This is a genomic window from Helicobacter ailurogastricus (assembly GCF_001282945.1).
Classification (GTDB): domain Bacteria; phylum Campylobacterota; class Campylobacteria; order Campylobacterales; family Helicobacteraceae; genus Helicobacter; species Helicobacter ailurogastricus.
Genome location: NZ_CDMG01000004.1, coordinates 134,772 through 150,751, shown reverse-complemented (window position 1 = coordinate 150,751; position 15,980 = coordinate 134,772). Strand labels below are relative to the sequence as shown.

Annotated in this window: 14 protein-coding genes and 1 other RNA gene; 8 read left to right on the top strand and 7 right to left on the bottom strand. The window is 45.6% G+C overall.

Translation table 11 applies throughout. The annotated features are described in order from the left end of the window. Positions 1-81 precede the first annotated feature (81 nt). Positions 82-1,443 carry an MFS transporter gene (locus HAL07_RS03770; protein WP_053945166.1) on the bottom strand — a complete coding sequence of 454 codons (1,362 nt, stop codon included), beginning with the start codon at positions 1,441-1,443 and terminating at the stop codon, positions 82-84. A gap of 3 nt (positions 1,444-1,446) precedes the next feature. Further along, the gene (locus tag HAL07_RS03765; protein WP_053940608.1) at positions 1,447-1,674 is read right to left on the bottom strand and encodes a hypothetical protein; all 228 of its coding nucleotides are present in this window, start codon (positions 1,672-1,674) and stop codon (positions 1,447-1,449) included. 72 nt (positions 1,675-1,746) lie between these two features. On the opposite strand from HAL07_RS03765, the gene sppA reads away from it, so the two are divergent. The 5 genes from sppA to HAL07_RS03740 all read left to right on the top strand — a co-directional run bounded on the left by sppA (position 1,747) and on the right by HAL07_RS03740 (position 7,993). Then, a complete protein-coding gene (gene sppA, locus HAL07_RS03760; RefSeq protein WP_104741858.1) occupies positions 1,747-2,619 on the top strand; it encodes a signal peptide peptidase SppA in 873 nt (290 codons plus the stop codon). A gap of 49 nt (positions 2,620-2,668) precedes the next feature. Further along, positions 2,669-3,106, top strand: coding sequence for a CopD family copper resistance protein (locus HAL07_RS03755; protein ID WP_053945165.1), 438 nt, complete (start codon positions 2,669-2,671; stop codon positions 3,104-3,106). A 120-nt stretch (positions 3,107-3,226) separates the two neighbouring features. After that, on the top strand, positions 3,227-4,639 hold the full coding sequence (locus HAL07_RS03750; RefSeq protein ID WP_053945164.1) for an amino acid permease: 1,413 nt from the start codon (positions 3,227-3,229) through the stop codon (positions 4,637-4,639). 49 nt (positions 4,640-4,688) lie between these two features. Continuing rightward, positions 4,689-6,116: a Do family serine endopeptidase gene (locus tag HAL07_RS03745; protein WP_053945163.1), complete on the top strand. Its 1,428-nt coding sequence runs from the start codon at positions 4,689-4,691 to the stop codon at positions 6,114-6,116. Between the two features lie 32 nt (positions 6,117-6,148). Beyond that, complete coding sequence (locus tag HAL07_RS03740; protein ID WP_082355821.1) at positions 6,149-7,993, top strand: motility associated factor glycosyltransferase family protein; 1,845 nt, start codon at positions 6,149-6,151, stop codon at positions 7,991-7,993. A 17-nt stretch (positions 7,994-8,010) separates the two neighbouring features. On the opposite strand, the gene HAL07_RS03735 is transcribed toward HAL07_RS03740, so the two are convergent. The 3 genes from HAL07_RS03735 to rnpB all read right to left on the bottom strand — a co-directional run bounded on the left by HAL07_RS03735 (position 8,011) and on the right by rnpB (position 9,520). After that, on the bottom strand, positions 8,011-8,334 hold the full coding sequence (locus HAL07_RS03735) for a hypothetical protein (protein WP_053940603.1): 324 nt from the start codon (positions 8,332-8,334) through the stop codon (positions 8,011-8,013). Beyond that, entirely contained in the window at positions 8,313-9,185 is an 873-nt protein-coding gene (rsmH, locus tag HAL07_RS03730) for a 16S rRNA (cytosine(1402)-N(4))-methyltransferase RsmH (protein ID WP_053945161.1), read from the bottom strand. The genes HAL07_RS03735 and rsmH overlap by 22 nt, the downstream gene beginning before the upstream one ends. Positions 9,186-9,200: 15 nt before the next feature. Continuing rightward, an RNA gene (gene rnpB, locus HAL07_RS03725) (RNase P RNA component class A) lies at positions 9,201-9,520 on the bottom strand. 337 nt (positions 9,521-9,857) lie between these two features. Here rnpB and HAL07_RS03720 point away from each other — a divergent pair. The 3 genes from HAL07_RS03720 to HAL07_RS03710 are packed head-to-tail and all read left to right on the top strand — an operon-like array spanning position 9,858 to position 12,671. Then, complete coding sequence (locus tag HAL07_RS03720) at positions 9,858-10,964, top strand: DUF262 domain-containing protein (RefSeq protein WP_053940601.1); 1,107 nt, start codon at positions 9,858-9,860, stop codon at positions 10,962-10,964. Next, positions 10,957-11,946 (top strand): AAA family ATPase, encoded by a 990-nt coding sequence (locus HAL07_RS03715; protein WP_082355820.1) that lies wholly within the window; start codon positions 10,957-10,959, stop codon positions 11,944-11,946. The genes HAL07_RS03720 and HAL07_RS03715 overlap by 8 nt, the downstream gene beginning before the upstream one ends. Before the next feature lie 11 nt (positions 11,947-11,957). Continuing rightward, a complete protein-coding gene (locus HAL07_RS03710) occupies positions 11,958-12,671 on the top strand; it encodes a hypothetical protein (protein WP_156295935.1) in 714 nt (237 codons plus the stop codon). A 1,267-nt stretch (positions 12,672-13,938) separates the two neighbouring features. Here the strand turns inward: HAL07_RS03710 and HAL07_RS03695 are convergent. Together HAL07_RS03695 and plsX are read right to left on the bottom strand one after the other, a co-directional pair. Further along, entirely contained in the window at positions 13,939-14,934 is a 996-nt protein-coding gene (locus HAL07_RS03695) for a beta-ketoacyl-ACP synthase III (RefSeq protein WP_199767022.1), read from the bottom strand. A gap of 9 nt (positions 14,935-14,943) precedes the next feature. Beyond that, on the bottom strand, positions 14,944-15,978 hold the full coding sequence (plsX, locus tag HAL07_RS03690; protein WP_053940596.1) for a phosphate acyltransferase PlsX: 1,035 nt from the start codon (positions 15,976-15,978) through the stop codon (positions 14,944-14,946). Positions 15,979-15,980: the final 2 nt, after the last annotated feature.

Below are 15,980 nucleotides of genomic sequence, written 5' to 3'. Positions count from 1 at the left end.
TACTTTAGGGAAACTTGATAAAACTTAAATATTCCCCCCCCCCCCCCCCCACAAAAAAAAAATCCCCCCCCCCCCCCCCAGTCAATAAATGCCGCTCTGCGCGCCTTTTCTAAACGCTACAGAAAGCTCTATGATCTGCTCTTGGCTGATGTGCAAAACATCGTACTTAACGATGATGGTGTTTTGGCTCTCGTTGATGTACCACTCAATGATGCCCGCTTGCTCTTCAATGGCTTTAAATTTCTCTCGATCGAAGGCATCTAGGGGGAAATAGACATTTTTTTGCTGGCCAGGATTACTCAGCAGGCTTACAAGCCCCAACCACAGCACACACACCACGACCACAAGGATCGCCACCTTCTCCACGCCTAAATAAGTGTAACCCATCCCACCCAACATTCCCCCCACAAACGACCCTACATAGCCATACGAAACAAACATGCCAAGCACTAGCCCTCTTTGGTGTGCCTTAGCAAATTTACTCGCCAAAGATTGCATGATGGGCTCAAGCGTGCCAAAGCCCGCAAAAAAGCACATGATCCCAAAGATAAAAAGCCAAGTCGTGGGCGAGCCTAAATGCCGATCGGCGTAGGCTAAACAAGCATAAGCGATCAAGAATAAAAACACGCCCCCAAGCAGCACTCCCTTAGCCTTGTGGAATTTCTCGGCAATGATGGCCGCAGGGGCCATGCTCACCATGCCAAGCAAAGCCCCGGCTGTGTAGATTTTCCAAAGCACCCCCTTATCCATTTTAAACTCATGCACAAGGGCTAGGGGGATCAAAACAAAAATCAAGGTCATCAAGCACTTTTCAAAAAAAGAGCAACTATTGATGATAAAAATATCCTTGTCTTTTAAGGCATCCAGCAAGCGGGGTTTTTCTTTGAGGGTATAGACAATCTTAGGCGGTTCGGGGACTTTTAGGGCCATTAAAAGCATGGACGATAGGCTTAAAAGGGTGGTGAGCATGAAGAGCCATTGCACCCCAAAGTGCATCCCAATGCTAGGGCCAATCACCATCGCCACTGTGAAGCTAAAGAAAATCCCCGCCCCCATCATCGCCATGGCGTGCGTGCGTTTCTCTTCTTCCACAAGGTCGGCGATCATCGCGCTTAAAACCCCCCCCATCGCCCCCATGCCCTGAATCAAGCGCCCCAAAACAAGGGTTTGGATATTGTGGGCAAGAAAGCAAAGCAAAGAGCCCACACTAAACACCCCCAAGCACCACAACACGACCTTTTTACGGCTGTACTGGTCGCTTAAAATGCCTATGGGGGTTTGGCATAAAATTTGCGTGAGATACGCCCCGCCCACAGCCAAGCCCATCATCATCGCCGAAGCTTTAAAGCCCACAGCGTATAAAGAGATCACGGGCAAGACAATAAACAACCCCAAAAAGCGCAAGGAAGACACAAACACAAGCGGGAGAATTTTTTGCAACATGAACTACCTTTGCGGTGCGCTAGAGCCCGGCCTAAAAACTTCTTGACATGCCTTTTTGTCGTGGTTGAGCACGCAAGACTCTTGCAATTTCTTAAAATCTTGCGCCCGCTTTTCTTGCGCCTGTTGGACCTGACGCATTTGATAGCTATAAACCCCATAAAAAGCTACCCCCGCCACGACAATAAACAACAAATCACCCCGCCTAATTTTAGGGCAAAACTTGCACGCCATCGCATTTCTTTTTTGTCAAGTTTATAACACACTTTCATTTAAGGTAGTATAATAAGGGGATTTATCCCCTTTATGGAGTTTGTCATGCTCGCCAAGTTGGCAAAGGTTTTCACCACCCCCCTAGACTTCATCACCCGTTATTTTAAAGCGGTTGTATTGATTTTAATTGTGCTGTTTGTGTTTGTGAGCAAAGAGAGCACACAAACCCCCTCGCCCAATCTGGCTAAAATTTACCTCTATGGGCCCATTTTTGAAAGCGAGAGTTTAAGGGCACAGGTGCAACAAGTTTTAGCAAACCCCAGCGTTAAGGGCGTGCTTTTACTCATCGACTCGCCGGGAGGGAGCATTAGTGCCAGTGTGGAGTTAAACGACTTGCTCACGGAACTTAGAAAAAAAATACCCATCGTGGCTTACGCCCAGGGCGTGATGGCAAGCGGGAGCTATTACGCAGGGATGGCGGCCAACACGATTTACGCCAATAGGGGCGCGCTTGTGGGCTCTATTGGTGTGATCTTTAGCGGGGTGAATATACAAGCTCTCATGGACAAAGTCGGCATCAAATCACAGGGGCTGGCTAAGGGGGCCTATAAAGAAGTGGGCACTTTTACGCGGGCTTGGACGGATAAAGAAAAGCAATACTTGGATCGCCTGCTCGATCAAGAGTATCAAATGTTTGTGGGCGATGTGGCTAAGGCGCGTAAGCTAGATGTCAAAAACGCCCCTGATTTTGCTGAGGGCAAGATTTTTAACGCCAAAGAAGCCCTAGATTTGCACCTCATCGACCATGTAGGCACTTACAACCAGGCCATTAAAGCCTTGCAGTCTTTAAGCCATGTCAAAACCCCCATTTGGCTGCAAAAAGATCGCTTTGAGCGACTCATGGACAAATTCTTGCAATCCAGCACGCAAGTTTTGGGGCGGTATTTGGGGGTTGGACTTCATTAGCCAAGTTAGGCTACAATGGGGGGTTTGATTTAATCTTAAAAGGTCGCCTATGGCTGCAATTTATCCTTATGTCTTGGTGATTCATTTATCCTGTGCCGTGATCTTTATTGGCTATCTTTTCTTTGATGTGCTGATTTTGCCTAATGTCAAAAAGCTTTACGGGGATGAGATCGCCAGCAAGGCGGCGCAGGGGATCGGCCAGCGGGCGGTGAAAATCATGCCCATTTGCGTGCTCTTGCTATTGATCACGGGGGGGATGATGGTGAGCCAATATATCGGGGGCGATAAGGGCTACTTTGAAACCCCCTTTCAAAAGGTTTTGATGTTAAAAATTTGCTTTGCATGTGGGATTTTTGTGATGGTGGGGATCGCTTTAACTTGCAAATTCTTAAACAAAAAGAACCCCCTTGAGAAAATCATACACCCGAGCGTCCTCATTTTAGGGGGGCTCATCATCGTGTGCGCCAAGCTGATGTGGTACGCCTAATGTGCTCCCTTTACACTTCTTTACCCCCCCATTATTTAGACTTGAGCGTGTGGCACTCCTTTTTGAGGCGGCTTTAAAACGGCGCGGGCGGCGTTTTAAAGAGGGGATGAAAGGAAGTCTGTGGAAAACGAACATTTAGGTCGGGGCATTAAAGTACGCCAATTGTTGATGATCGCGCTTGGCGGGACGATTGGCACGGGGTTATTTGTGGGCACGGGGGGCAACATCGCCAACGCCGGGCCTTTAGGGACATTGATTGCCTACATGGTGGGTGGGGTGATTGTGTATGCGATCATTTTGTCTTTGGGAGAGCTGGCAAGTGTGTATCCCACCACGGGCAGCTTTGGCGATTATGCGGGCCGTTTTATCGGGCCGGCGACAGGCTATATGGTCTTTTGGATGTATTGGGTGGGCTGGGTCATCACGGTGGCGGTGGAGTACATCGCTGTGGGCTTGCTCATGCAAAGATGGTTTCCTCATGTGCCCGTGTATTACTTTGTCATGGGCTGTATTGTGTTGATCTTTTTACTCAACGCCTTTTCGGTGAAAATCTTTGCTGAGGGGGAGTTTTTTTTAGCGTCCATTAAGGTTTTGGCGGTCTTTATTTTCATCGTCTTGGGCGTTGTGGGGATTGTTTATCAAATCCACTTGCACGGCTTTAGCTCGGTGTGGGCAAATTTTTACATGGCGCAGGCTAACCCAAAATTAGGGCTAGAGGCAGGGTTTTTCCCCAAGGGGGCAATGGGGGTCTTTGGGGTGATTTTGGCCGTGATCTTTGCCTACACAGGTACCGAGATTGTAGGCGTGGCAGCAGGGGAGGCAAAAAACCCGAGCGTGGCGATGCCTAAGGCCATTAAGGCGACTTTGTGGCGGATTGTGTTTTTCTTTTTAGGGTCGGTGGTGGTGATCTCTGTCTTTTTGCCCATGACAGACTCGAGCATCGCTAAAAGCCCCTTTGTGAGCACCTTAGAGCGTATCCCCCTGCCCTTGATTGGTACAGGGGTTCCTTATGCTGCCGATGTGATGAATTTTGTCATCATCACAGCGATTTTATCCACGGCAAACTCTGGGGTTTATGCCTCTAGCCGTATGGTCTATGGCTTGGCGCAAAAAAAGATGTTTCCCCCCATTTTTGCCAAACTCAACAAACAGGGCACGCCCATTTATGCGATGTATTTATCCATGGGTTTTACCTTGCTTGGCATGTTCACCCAAGCCTACGCGCCTGAAAAGATCATCGAATCGCTCATCAACATCATCAGTTTTAGCGTGATCATCGTGTGGATCAGCGTGAGCGTGGCGCAGTATAACTTTCGAAAACAATTTGTGGCTTCGGGCAAATCCTTAGACGACTTGCCTTATCGCGCGCCTTTTTTACCCTTAATCCAGCTGGTGGGCATCAGCGGATCGATTGTGGGGATTGTAGGGGCGTATATGGACCCAGAGCAACGCATCGGGGCGTATTTAACGATTGGCTACACCCTTTTATGCTATTTGGGCTACTACCTCACTAAGGACAAATGGGGGGCTTAAACAAAGTTTGGCTATACTGGGCAAAAATACTTAAATTTAAAGGACAGCGATGAGGTTTATAGCGTTAAGCGTGGCTTTGGCCATGGGACTAGGGGCAGGGTCGATCAATATCCAAACCATGCCCGAGGTGAAAAACCGCGTGGGAGCGGATCACAACGGGAACAACACGATTTATTCTTACCACAACTCCGTAAAAGAGGCGAAAAAGGCCGTGGTGAATATCTCCACACAAAAGAAGATTAAAAGCAATTTTATGAGCGGGGGGATCTTTAATGACCCCTTTTTTCAACAATTCTTTGGCGATTTGTATAACTCTGTGCCAAAAGACCGGGTCGAAAGGGCACTGGGCAGTGGTGTCATCATCTCCAAAGATGGCTACATCGTCACCAATAACCATGTCATCGATGGGGCGGATAAAATTTCTGTCACGATTCCAGGGAGCAGTAAAGAGTATGTAGCCACCTTAGTGGGTAAGGACGCGGACAGCGATCTGGCGGTGATCAAAATCAATAAAGACGACTTACCAACCATACAATTTGCTGACAGCAATGACTTATTGGTGGGAGATTTGGTTTTTGCGATCGGCAACCCCTTTGGCGTGGGCGAAACCGTAACACAGGGCATCGTCTCAGCACTCAATAAAACGAGCATTGGGATCAACAATTACGAAAATTTTATCCAAACCGATGCCGCCATTAACCCGGGCAACTCGGGGGGGGCGCTCATTGACAGTCGTGGCGGCCTTGTGGGGATCAACACGGCGATTTTATCGCGCACGGGGGGCAACCACGGCGTGGGCTTTGCGATTCCCTCAAACACAGTTAAACACATCGCCATCCAGCTGATTAAAACGGGCACGATCCATAGGGGTTATTTGGGCGTGGGCATCCAAGATGTCAGCTCCGAGTTGCAATCTAGCTACAATGGGCAAGAGGGTGCAATTGTCATTAATATTGAAAAAGATTCCCCTGCCAAAAAAGCGGGCCTGATGATTTGGGACTTGATCATGCAAGTTAATGGCAAAAAGGTGAAAAACTCCGCCGAGTTGCGTAATTTGATCGGCTCTATGGCACCCAACCAACGCGTCACGATCAAATACATGCGCAACAAGAAGGAATACACCACAAGCCTAGTCCTCACCGAGCGCAAAAACCCCAATAAGAAAGAAACCAGCACCGCCCACGAGGGCGCGCACGGGCAACTTAGCGGGCTAAAAGTCGAGACTCTAACGCCTAGACTGCGCAAAGAAGCCCGTATCCCTGAAAACATCCACGGCGTGTTGGTGCAAGAGGTCAAAGAAAATTCTAAGGCTCAAGATTTAGGCTTTAGACAGGGCGATGTCATCATGCAAATTGAAAATGTCAGCATCACGAGCATTGAGGACTTTAACCGCGCTTTGAGTCGCTATAAAAATGTCCCTAAACGCTTTTTAGTCTTTGACATCAACCGGGGCTATAAACAAATCGTGGCGAAATAACCCAAGTGGAGGGGTTGATTGCAGAGGGGAGGATGCAGGCTTGCTTTGAAAACAATTTAAAGTTTTTTCAAGCTCGCTTGCCTAAGCTTTATGCCAAACTTCTAACCCCTCCCACGCTTTATAATTTGCTCAGCAACGAAGGCGGGGTCAATGTTTTAAACCTAACCGATCACAGTTTGCTTTTCCCCTGCATTGAGGGGCAACACCAAATGCTCAATTTGGCTAAAGAGTGGGCGCAAAGCCCGCTAAATAACCCCAAATGGCGGCTTGATGACAACGACATCACCCCTTTAAACCCGCTTGAATCTTTGCCCTTAACCAACGAAGGCTGCCAAGCCCTGTTAAATTTAAGCCCCACTGAAAGCGGCACTATATGCCGCTTGGGGGCAAACTTCTACCCGCCCACGATTTTTTATGGTTTAGCGGGGGGGCTGTGCTTGGCACTGCTCTTAGAGCAAGGGGCGTTTTTCCACGCTCTTTATTTGTGCGAGGAGCACCCCGACTTGTGGCGCATCAGCTGTTATTTTGTTGATTACGCCCGCTTGTTTGAGGCAACGCCCCCGAGTGCGTGTGTACTGATTCTGGGGCAAATTCCCCCCGCCTTGTTGCAAAACATCTTTGTCACTAAAAAGATCACGCATAGTTTTTTGCACCTAGAATTTGACCCCTACAAAAACGAAAATACACAAGAGCAAGCCCAAAGCTTCCATCAAGCCAAGAAAAGCGCGCTCAGAGGGTGGGGCAGCTTTGAAGATGAAATGCTGGGCTTAAACAACACCCTAGAAAATCTTAAAACAAACCCTCCCATTTTTCAACCTAAACACCTCAAATCCATAGACCTTCCCATTTGCGTGGTTGGCAATGGCCCTAGCTTAGATTCTCTCTTGCCCTTTTTAAAAGAAAACGCGCCTAAAATGGTGGTTTTTAGCTGCGGAACGGCTTTAAAGGTGCTAAAGAGGGCTGGCATAGCCATAGATTTTCAAATTGAAATCGAGCGCATCGGGTATTTAAAAGAAGTTTTGTTGGACGCACCCTTAGGCGACACGCCTTTAATCTGTGGCAATATGCTAAACCCAGAGGCTTTAAGTTGCGCTAAAGAAGCGTATGTGTTCATGCGAGGGGGGAGTGGCAGTGGATATTTGGCCCCGAATTTAAGTGTAGAGTTTAGCGCACCCTTTGTGGGCAATGCGGGGGTGGCAATCGCAAGCTTGTTGAGCCACACTTTAATTTTGTGCGGACTGGATTGTGGCTACATTGAGGGGCAGACAAAGCACGCTAAAGGCTCTTACTATGGCCAAGAGGACTTACAAATCCCCCCAAACACCCTAGAAGTACGCGCGAATTTTGGTAAAACAAGAGTCTTTAGCGATGGCTTATTTTTGCTCTCGGCTAAACAAATGGGACAACTATTTGCGCACAGACAAAACAAGGTCTATAACCTTTCTAGCGGGGCGTTTATTGAAAACACCACACCCATAAGGGCGCAAGATTTAAAGCTTGCAGAGAGAAACAAAGCCAAAGCCATTAGGCGCATTAAAAACGCCTTTAAGCCCCTTAAATTGAGGCCACCCAAAGAGGATTTTAGCGCCTTTCAAACGGCTTTAACAAAGCTCTTAAACACCCCCATTAACACTAAGAAAGACCTTTACGCTTTAGTAGATGACATCAACGCCTCGAGCATCGACACCACTAGAAAGCAACCTTTAGTGGGGCTTTTGTTTGAGGGCTCGCTCTCTCATCTGTGTTTGCATTTGCTCGCGGCTTGTTTGCCTTTAAAACAAGCTGAGTTGCCCGAATTTTACACCAAAGCCAAAGACATTATCTTAAGCACCCTAGATAAAATGCACGCCACCTATCAAGCAAGTTTAAAAGAATAGCTCGATGCGAATCTGATTTATGGCATGTCCTCAATGTTGTATTTGTAGCGTTGTTTTTCTAGCTCTAATTGCAGACGGTGTTTTTCCTCTTGCAGCAATTCGGCTTGGCTTTGGAGTTTTTGGATGGCGCGGCTCATGTAGTAAATGTTGTTGCTAAGATAGATTTTAGGCATAAAAAGGAGCAAAACCACAAAAAAGATGGAAAAAATAGCGACTAAAGAAAGCAAGGAGAATCCTTGCTGCTCTTGTGTGCTGTTGGCAAATAGGGCTTCGCGCTCTTTGTCTGTGGCGCGCAACCGCCTTTCTTGCCCTTCAGGTTCTAGGGGTTTGGAGGACACCATAAAGCCTTAAAGTGAAAAGCCCGCATTTTAGCGCTACGCGCACGCGGATTATGGCGCACTTCCTGCGGACTTGGGGTAATGGGCTTTTTAGTGAGCATTTCGCCATAGGTTTTGGCGTATTCTCTAAAGGCGTGCTTAACCTGTCTGTCTTCTAAAGAGTGGAAGGCAATGACACATAAAAGCGTGTCTTGCAAGGTTTTAGAATACTCTAACAAAGTTTGTAGGTTTTGCATTTCAGCATTCACCTCCATGCGAATCGCTTGAAAGACTAAGGTTGCGGGGTGCAACTTGCCCCTATGGGTGTGCTTGGCTAAAAAGTTGGCCAAATCTTGCGCCGTGTTAAAGGGCTGTTTGTGGCGTTGCCGCACGATGAGAGAAGCGATTTTTTTATATTCACGCACTTCGCCCGCCTGCAACACCCGCTCCAATTCATAAAGACTGTAATGATTCACTACTTTAAAAGCATCCAAAGATTGCTCCATATCCATACGCATGTCCAGATTCAAAGAGTGAAACCCAAAGCCCCGATGGGGGCTATCTAGCTGTAAAGAACTCACGCCCAAATCGGCTAAAATACCATCAATGGGTGCGGGTAAAGTCGGCAAAATTGTGGCAAAATTGCCCGCACAATAGTTAAAGCGGTCCGTATAGGCGGCTAATCTTTCTGAGGCTAGAGTGCTGGCTTGGCGATCCCGATCGATGCCTATGACACGCAGGCGCGGGTAAGCTTCTAGCAAGGCTAGAGCGTGTCCGCCAAGCCCCAAAGTGCAATCCACTAAAACAGGTTGTGGCTTTTGGGATAGAGGCTCAAAAAAAGCGACAACCTCTTCTAACAAAACGCTCTGGTGCAGGTGTAATCCTTTGGCAAGTTAGCATGGGCATAAGCCGAGTTCTGTCGAGGGTGGTTATTTATCTTGGATGGGTTTTACAACCCACCTCTTGCGAAGTGCCTCATCAAAGACTTTACCATACACTTCTTGCTACAGATTGGGTTTACCTAGCCAACCCCAATTGCTTGGGGCGCGGTGGGCTCTTACCCCACCTTTTCACCCTTACTCTAAAAGAGCGGTTATTTTCTGTGGCACTTTCCCTTAGCTTGCGCTAGCCATCCGTTAAATGGAATCTTGTCTTTCGTAGCTCGGACTTTCCTCTTTGGTTTGACCCAAAGCAACCACCGCCCATGCAAGCCTTGATTCTAGCTAAATTTAGCTTAATCTTTATGGAATGCAACTCTTGTTGTTTGGTTAGGAGAATCAGCAATGCATCGCAAAAGGGGTGATTTTCATTGTTGCCACTCGTTAAGAAAATGGCGGATTTTGTGCTTTCCACTCTTAGATATTGGCCAATTTATAGCCAAGTTTGAAGTGGTTATCATTTCTCATAGCACAAAAAATAGCAACGATTTTCTGGACCCCATGCTGTAAATCATTTTATTGCAACTCAAGACATCTATTCTATGTTGTATAATTTTCTAGCTTTGAGTTGGTTATTTATAATGATATAGAATTTAGAGGACGGCTTAGATGTCTCAAAAATTAGAAGGCGAAGAAACATTAGAGATTAGAACAAGCAAGGATAACTACCCTATCAAAGAACTCAGGCTAGCTAAAGATAGAGTTAGTGTCTTTGACATGAAAAGAAGACTAGATGATCCCAAACGATGGAGGATCAATCTCCAACCAGATTTTCAGAGAAACCCAAGAGTTTGGAAAACTAAGCAGAGATCAGAGCTCATCGAATCGATTCTCATAGGGATTCCTCTGCCCGTCATTTACATGATTGAATCTGAAAAGCTGGGTTCTCAAGAACCCACTCGTCAAGTGATCGATGGTCTGCAAAGGCTAACCTGTATCCAAGATTTTCTTAATGAAAAGTTTGCCCTGCGTTCTTTGAAGATCTTGCCAAACATTAATGAGAAGAAATTCTTAGCCTTAGAGCCATTTATGCAAAATAGGATTGAGGATTACCAACTGGAGGTATATACGATCCTGCCTCCCGTGCCCGATCGGGTCAAGTTTGATGTCTTTGATCGACTCAACAGAGGGGGAACACAGCTAAATAATCAGGAAATGCGCAATGCGATTTATTGCGGCCGCTCTACAACTTTCATTAATTCCATGTGCCAATTGGAGAGCTTTAAGCAACTGATGGGAGAGAAACTTAGCTCGAGAATGAAAGATCGCTACCTTGTCTTGCGCTTTGTAGCGTTTTATTTGCTAAGAACAGAGCGTTTAGGCGATCTTAAATACACAAACATGGATGATTTTTTGGCGGAAGTGATGAAGCGGATCAATCAATCTAAGGAAGAGACTTATGAAGATGTGCTTGGAGACTTTGATCAAGCCATGAAAGATATATTAGCGCAAAGCGATGATTCTATTTTTAGATTTAAGAGCAAGGAAAGAAAGAGTCAAAAAAGACCGATTAATATAGCCCTTTTTGAGTGTTTTGTATATCTATTTGTGCGTGCCCACCAAGAACGCAAGAAAATTGCGATCGAGGCACTTGAACAATTAAAAGACGAATTTGAGGATTCAGGCACATTTGCCTCTGGCGTTGAAAGTCCAAGCAACATTGAATTTAGATTCGCGCAAGTAGAAGAGATGTTAAGGAGGGCTTCACATGATTAACTTTATTCAGATTGAAAACTTTAAGAGTATCCAAAAAGAAGTCTTTGAGTTAAGGCCCCTAACTTGTTTTACGGGCACAAACTCGGTAGGCAAGTCTAGTGTGTTGCAGACCATTCTATTAGCCTCTTATTACAACCATAACAATATATGGCTTAGGGGTGCTATTGACTTTATCATGGACTATGCTAGTATTAAAAATAACGAAATCAAAGCCAAAGAAAGTCGGCTTCTGTTGCGTAAAGACCAACAACAAGCAGAATTGGTGTGTAGTCGCGATCAGCTTTGGCATTTTGAGGGAACGCCTTTAGATTTAGTGTTTGAAGAAAATCTTTTCTATCTTTGGTCAAACAGAATAGGGCAACAATCCCAAGCAAAATCCCAAAAAGATGTGAAGTTTGGCATAGATGGAGAATACGCTTTTGCCTATTACCATGACAATAGGCAGACTCTCGATCAAGACCTGTATCACGATATGCAGGAAATTTTAGAAACTAATCTAGAATTGTTTACAGAAAAGATTGGGGATTATGTCCGTGTTGCTTTTAGAAAGTCCGGGACAGCAAGTCCTTTTTCACCTTTTAATGTGGGAGCGGGGGTGAGCTATGTTGCTAAGATTTTAATCATGGCTCTTTCGCTCAAAGAAAACGATATTTTTCTCATTGAAAATCCAGAAATCCATTTGCACCCTAAAGCCATTGCCAATTTGGCAAGCTTTTTTGCTAAACTCGTTGCGCGTAAAAAAATCCAATTGATTATTGAGACACATTCGGCTTATTTTTTACACAAACTCCGCCATGAGGTCTATAAGAAAAATCTATCCAGCGATGCTGTGCGCTTTTTTTATAAAGATCAGCCCAATAAAAGTTTTGAGGTCATTGATATTGGTGCAGGGGGACGATTGGTCGATCCAAACAAGGAGCCCATTAACTTCCCCACGGGTTTTTTAGATGTCGGCTTGGACGAACTATTGGAGATCATGTGATGGGCTTTTCCATGTGCTGCGAAGACGATTTATACGAAGCGTTTTTAAAATTCAAGAAGGGAAAGCCCATAGAAATAGAAGATAAATCTCTTGTGGAGCGCATGTTGCATTACTATAAACCTGAGATTTTGCCCACTAAAGAACAACTAAAAATCTTAGAAATTTGGGACCCAGAGTTGCGTGCCAACATCATAAAAAGCGGGCATGTTTATCCCCAAAAGGAAGCTCTAGCCCACACGAAATACAAGATCGTTTTATCTAGCCATAAAAATGATTTCCCCTTCGTTAATGTAAATAGCGATGTGATTGAAAACAATTTCAGCGCTACTTTTTTTCATAGAGAAAAAAGAGATAAAGCCAAACAACACATTAAGGCCCTGCTGGAACATTGCAAATATTGTGTCATCCACGATAACTATATACTAGATCACCAAAGTACCTTTAAGGCATTTGCTAGAGAATTGCTCCCAAAGAGAAGATTGAAGATAATCTTAAGTTGTGATAAAAACTCCAGGGGGCAATCTCTAATTACAGACCTAAAACAGATTTGTGGAGATTGGACCATCACAAAGAACACCACCCAATACCAAAGAACCCATGATCGTTACATTTTAGTTGAAGACACAATAGAAATCATTCTGACAAGTGGCATTGACTATTTGTATGATGAAAGTAAAGATTTTAGCTACTTAGTGAGAGAAAAGCCCAAAGATTTACGACTTTAAACGAACCTTTTTTGCTGTGATTGTTGCTATGCTCACGAAATGCGCTGCACTCTAATCAAATAAAGCGGCCCATTTCTTAAAATGAAAAAATCAACAACATAAGGGATTGCAAAGACAATCCCCACAATCCCGAGCAATAAAGACACTGAGAAAACATTTGTCCCATGCCTCCTTTAGAATCCAAATAAAAATGTTTTACTGGGTTATTCACGCAACACTATACGCAACCTCACTTCCTTTGAGCTTTTAGCGTTTTAAAAATCAGTTGTAAATGTGCTTTCTTTAGGGTGCGCAAACGCTCATTAAAATGTTTTTAAAGAGTTTCATACAATCCCCATTTAGATTTTAAATGGTAATTTGAGCGCAACATGTGTTGATCTCACCAAGTGCAAACCCATATTCAAAAACTCTAAGTTCTAGTTGCTTGGCTAACGCGTCTAGACTCTCTTTCAAGGCGGCGTATCAAGTTTTATAATGCTCGTCTTTGGCTTTAGTAAGTGGGTTTAACTTGCCCTTGCCATCTCTAGCGCTAACAAACTCTTTAATGTCATAAAAACTGGCGTTGGGATGAAAAAGCATAAACACCAAACAATCGCCTAAAAGCTCTCTATCCTCTTGCCAAGAGTCGCTATAGGGTTGGTAAAATTGGTCGCGGTTATTGATTCAAGCGGGCTTTACGCTGTGGCGGATGGAGAAATGTACCGTCCCAATTAAAAGACTTTGGGCGTTTAATACAAAAAATTGCTGTGTAGCTTCTTTTGTTCGTTGGTCACACAAATAAGATTGTTATTTTGCATATCTAGCGGGGTTTGGATATAGCCCCAAATTTCTTGGGCTTTGTTATTATCATACCAATACACCCAAGCGTTTAAGTTTTCTACATCATCTAACGCCTAAATTCTTTCATGTCCAAAACTCTCCATTAGAGTCGTGGATGTCTAGTTTAACTGGGGTAGTCTTTGACGCGCGCTTAAAACCCACACAAAAAGCCAATTAGGAAAGCTGCCCCTGACATTGTCAAAAGTGTTCTCCCGGACACATAAAGCCACCCAAAAAGCGCGCATTAAAGTGCGTGCGGAAAGTTTTAAAATTGCTAGAATTGAGGCATTTAAGTTTAGAGAAACTTGCCAAAATAGGGCCATTAGGCTTTAAGAAGAGGTTTAGACCACACAAAACCCTTTTGTGGGGGTAGGCCATGCTTAAAGGAAAGCTTTTCAAAGGCAAGCTATGCTTAGGGAGCTTAGGGAAAAGCTACACTAAGAAAAAGCTACGCTTTTTCTCCACCAAAATACACCAAAGCCGAGCCCCAAGTTAAGCCCCCGCCAAAGGCATCTAAAAGCATTAAATCACCCGTTTTGAGTTTGCCCTGTTCGTAAATGTCGTTCATCGCCATAGGGATGCTGGCCGCCGAGGTGTTGCCGTATTTTTGCACGGTTAAAACCACTTGTTCCTCCTTAAAGGCGAGTTGGTTTTGCACCGCTTGGATGATGCGTAAATTCGCTTGGTGGGGGATAAAGTAGGTGATTTGCTCGGGGGTGATGGCGTTGGCTTGAAGGATTTCCTCCACATCTTTTAGCAAGGTTTTAATGGCGAGTTTAAAAACCTCATTGCCTTTCATGTGCAGGGCTTGGCTGTCCTCATACCCGGGGCAAAAAGCACTGCCTTTGATGTTTCTTGGGGTGTAAAGGTAGTCGCCAAAATTCCCATTGGCGGCGATTTTCACATCTAAAATGCTTTTTTTAATGTCCTTGGTGGGCGAGATCACACACGCGCCCGCTCCATCTCCAAAGAGAACACAAGTGGAGCGATCGCTAAAATCCAACACGCTGCTGCACTTCTCTGCCCCCACAATCAACACATTTTGATACGCCCCGCTTTCCACAAACGCCTTAGCAGTGGCGAGCAAGTAGATAAACCCACTACAAGCGGCAATGAGATCCATGCTGGGCGTGTTTTCTAAGCCCAATTTGGCACTTAAACCACAGGCCGTAGAGGGCATGGCAACATAATCCGGGCTTAAAGTCCCCACTAAAACCAAATCGATGTCTTCTTTGCGCAAGCCGGCACGCTCAATGGCAAGCTTGGCCGCCTGCACGCCCAAATCACTGCTCTTTTCCTCGGGGCTGGCAAAATAGCGGGTCTTGATCCCCGTGCGCTTTTGTATCCACTCATCGCTGGTGTCTAAAAGCGTCTCAAAGGCACTGTTAGGGACACAATTTGTAGGTACATACGAAGCCACTGAGCGCAACATTGCATAGGGCATAAAAATCCTTTAATTCGAAGCCGTAGGCTCTGTGGGGGTTTTGTGGCTAAAGGCTCGCGCCATTTTTTCTGCTACGCCACTTTCCTTAGTCTTAATCGCCTGATAAATGGCGCACTCAATCGCCCGCGCGTTGCTTTTGCCATGGCTGATGATGACAGCTTTATTCACCCCTAAAAGAGGAGCCCCGCCATACTCGGCGTAATCCGTTTTTTGCTTAAGCATGCCAAAGGCTTCTTTTAAAAGAAACGCCCCAATTTTGGCACTAAAATGCTCTTTAATCGTGGTTTTAAAAATGTTGCCAATCGCGCTGGCAACCCCCTCGGTGGTTTTAAGCACAATATTGCCCACAAAACCATCGCACACCACGACATCCACACTATTGACAAAAATGTCATTGCCCTCCACATTGCCTTTAAAAATAGGCGTGCCCTCTTTAGGGGGAGCAAAAAGGGGGTATTGGTTGATGAGTTTAAACGCCTCTTTGGTCAAGCTATCGCCCTTGCTGTCCTCCTCACCATTGGCTAAAAGCCCCACAGTGGGGCTGTCATAGCCCAAAACGCTTTTGGCATACTCATAACCCAAAATGGCAAAATCGAGCAAATACTCCGCCTTGCAATCGGTGTTCGCGCCCACATCTAAACACAAACTCGCCCTCTTACCCACAGAGGGCATCAAAGTGCATAGAGCGGGGCGACTCACCCCCCTAATGCGCCCGAGTTTGAGCGTGGCAAGCCCCATTGTCGCCCCGCTGTGCCCGGCAGACACTAAGGCATCTGCCCCGTTTTTTAAAATATCCATCCCCACAAAAATCGAAGACTCTTTGCGCTTAAGCGCGTCCGTGGCCTGCTCATCCATGCGGATAAAATCGGGGCAGTCGATGACCTCCACCTTAGAAGCCAAATCCTTAGAGATAAAGGCCTTAGCTTGTTTGGCATCGCCCACCAAAACGGGCTCAAACGCCTTGTTTGCTAAAGCCTTAGAAACACCCTCAATAATGGGTAAGACCCCAAGGTCAGCCCCCATCATATCGACAACGATTTTCATCG

Bases quoted from the DNA above. Each gene is read 5' to 3' on its own strand.
- HAL07_RS03770 (WP_053945166.1), bottom strand. From the start codon at position 1,443: ATGTTGCAAAAAATTCTCCCGCTTGTGTTTGTGTCTTCCTTGCGCTTT.
- HAL07_RS03765 (WP_053940608.1), bottom strand. From the start codon at position 1,674: ATGGCGTGCAAGTTTTGCCCTAAAATTAGGCGGGGTGATTTGTTGTTT.
- sppA (WP_104741858.1), top strand. From the start codon at position 1,747: ATGGAGTTTGTCATGCTCGCCAAGTTGGCAAAGGTTTTCACCACCCCC.
- HAL07_RS03755 (WP_053945165.1), top strand. From the start codon at position 2,669: ATGGCTGCAATTTATCCTTATGTCTTGGTGATTCATTTATCCTGTGCC.
- HAL07_RS03745 (WP_053945163.1), top strand. From the start codon at position 4,689: ATGAGGTTTATAGCGTTAAGCGTGGCTTTGGCCATGGGACTAGGGGCA.
- HAL07_RS03740 (WP_082355821.1), top strand. From the start codon at position 6,149: ATGCAGGCTTGCTTTGAAAACAATTTAAAGTTTTTTCAAGCTCGCTTG.
- HAL07_RS03735 (WP_053940603.1), bottom strand. From the start codon at position 8,334: ATGGTGTCCTCCAAACCCCTAGAACCTGAAGGGCAAGAAAGGCGGTTG.
- HAL07_RS03720 (WP_053940601.1), top strand. From the start codon at position 9,858: ATGTCTCAAAAATTAGAAGGCGAAGAAACATTAGAGATTAGAACAAGC.
- HAL07_RS03715 (WP_082355820.1), top strand. From the start codon at position 10,957: ATGATTAACTTTATTCAGATTGAAAACTTTAAGAGTATCCAAAAAGAA.
- HAL07_RS03710 (WP_156295935.1), top strand. From the start codon at position 11,958: ATGTGCTGCGAAGACGATTTATACGAAGCGTTTTTAAAATTCAAGAAG.
- HAL07_RS03695 (WP_199767022.1), bottom strand. From the start codon at position 14,934: ATGCCCTATGCAATGTTGCGCTCAGTGGCTTCGTATGTACCTACAAAT.
- plsX (WP_053940596.1), bottom strand. From the start codon at position 15,978: ATGAAAATCGTTGTCGATATGATGGGGGCTGACCTTGGGGTCTTACCC.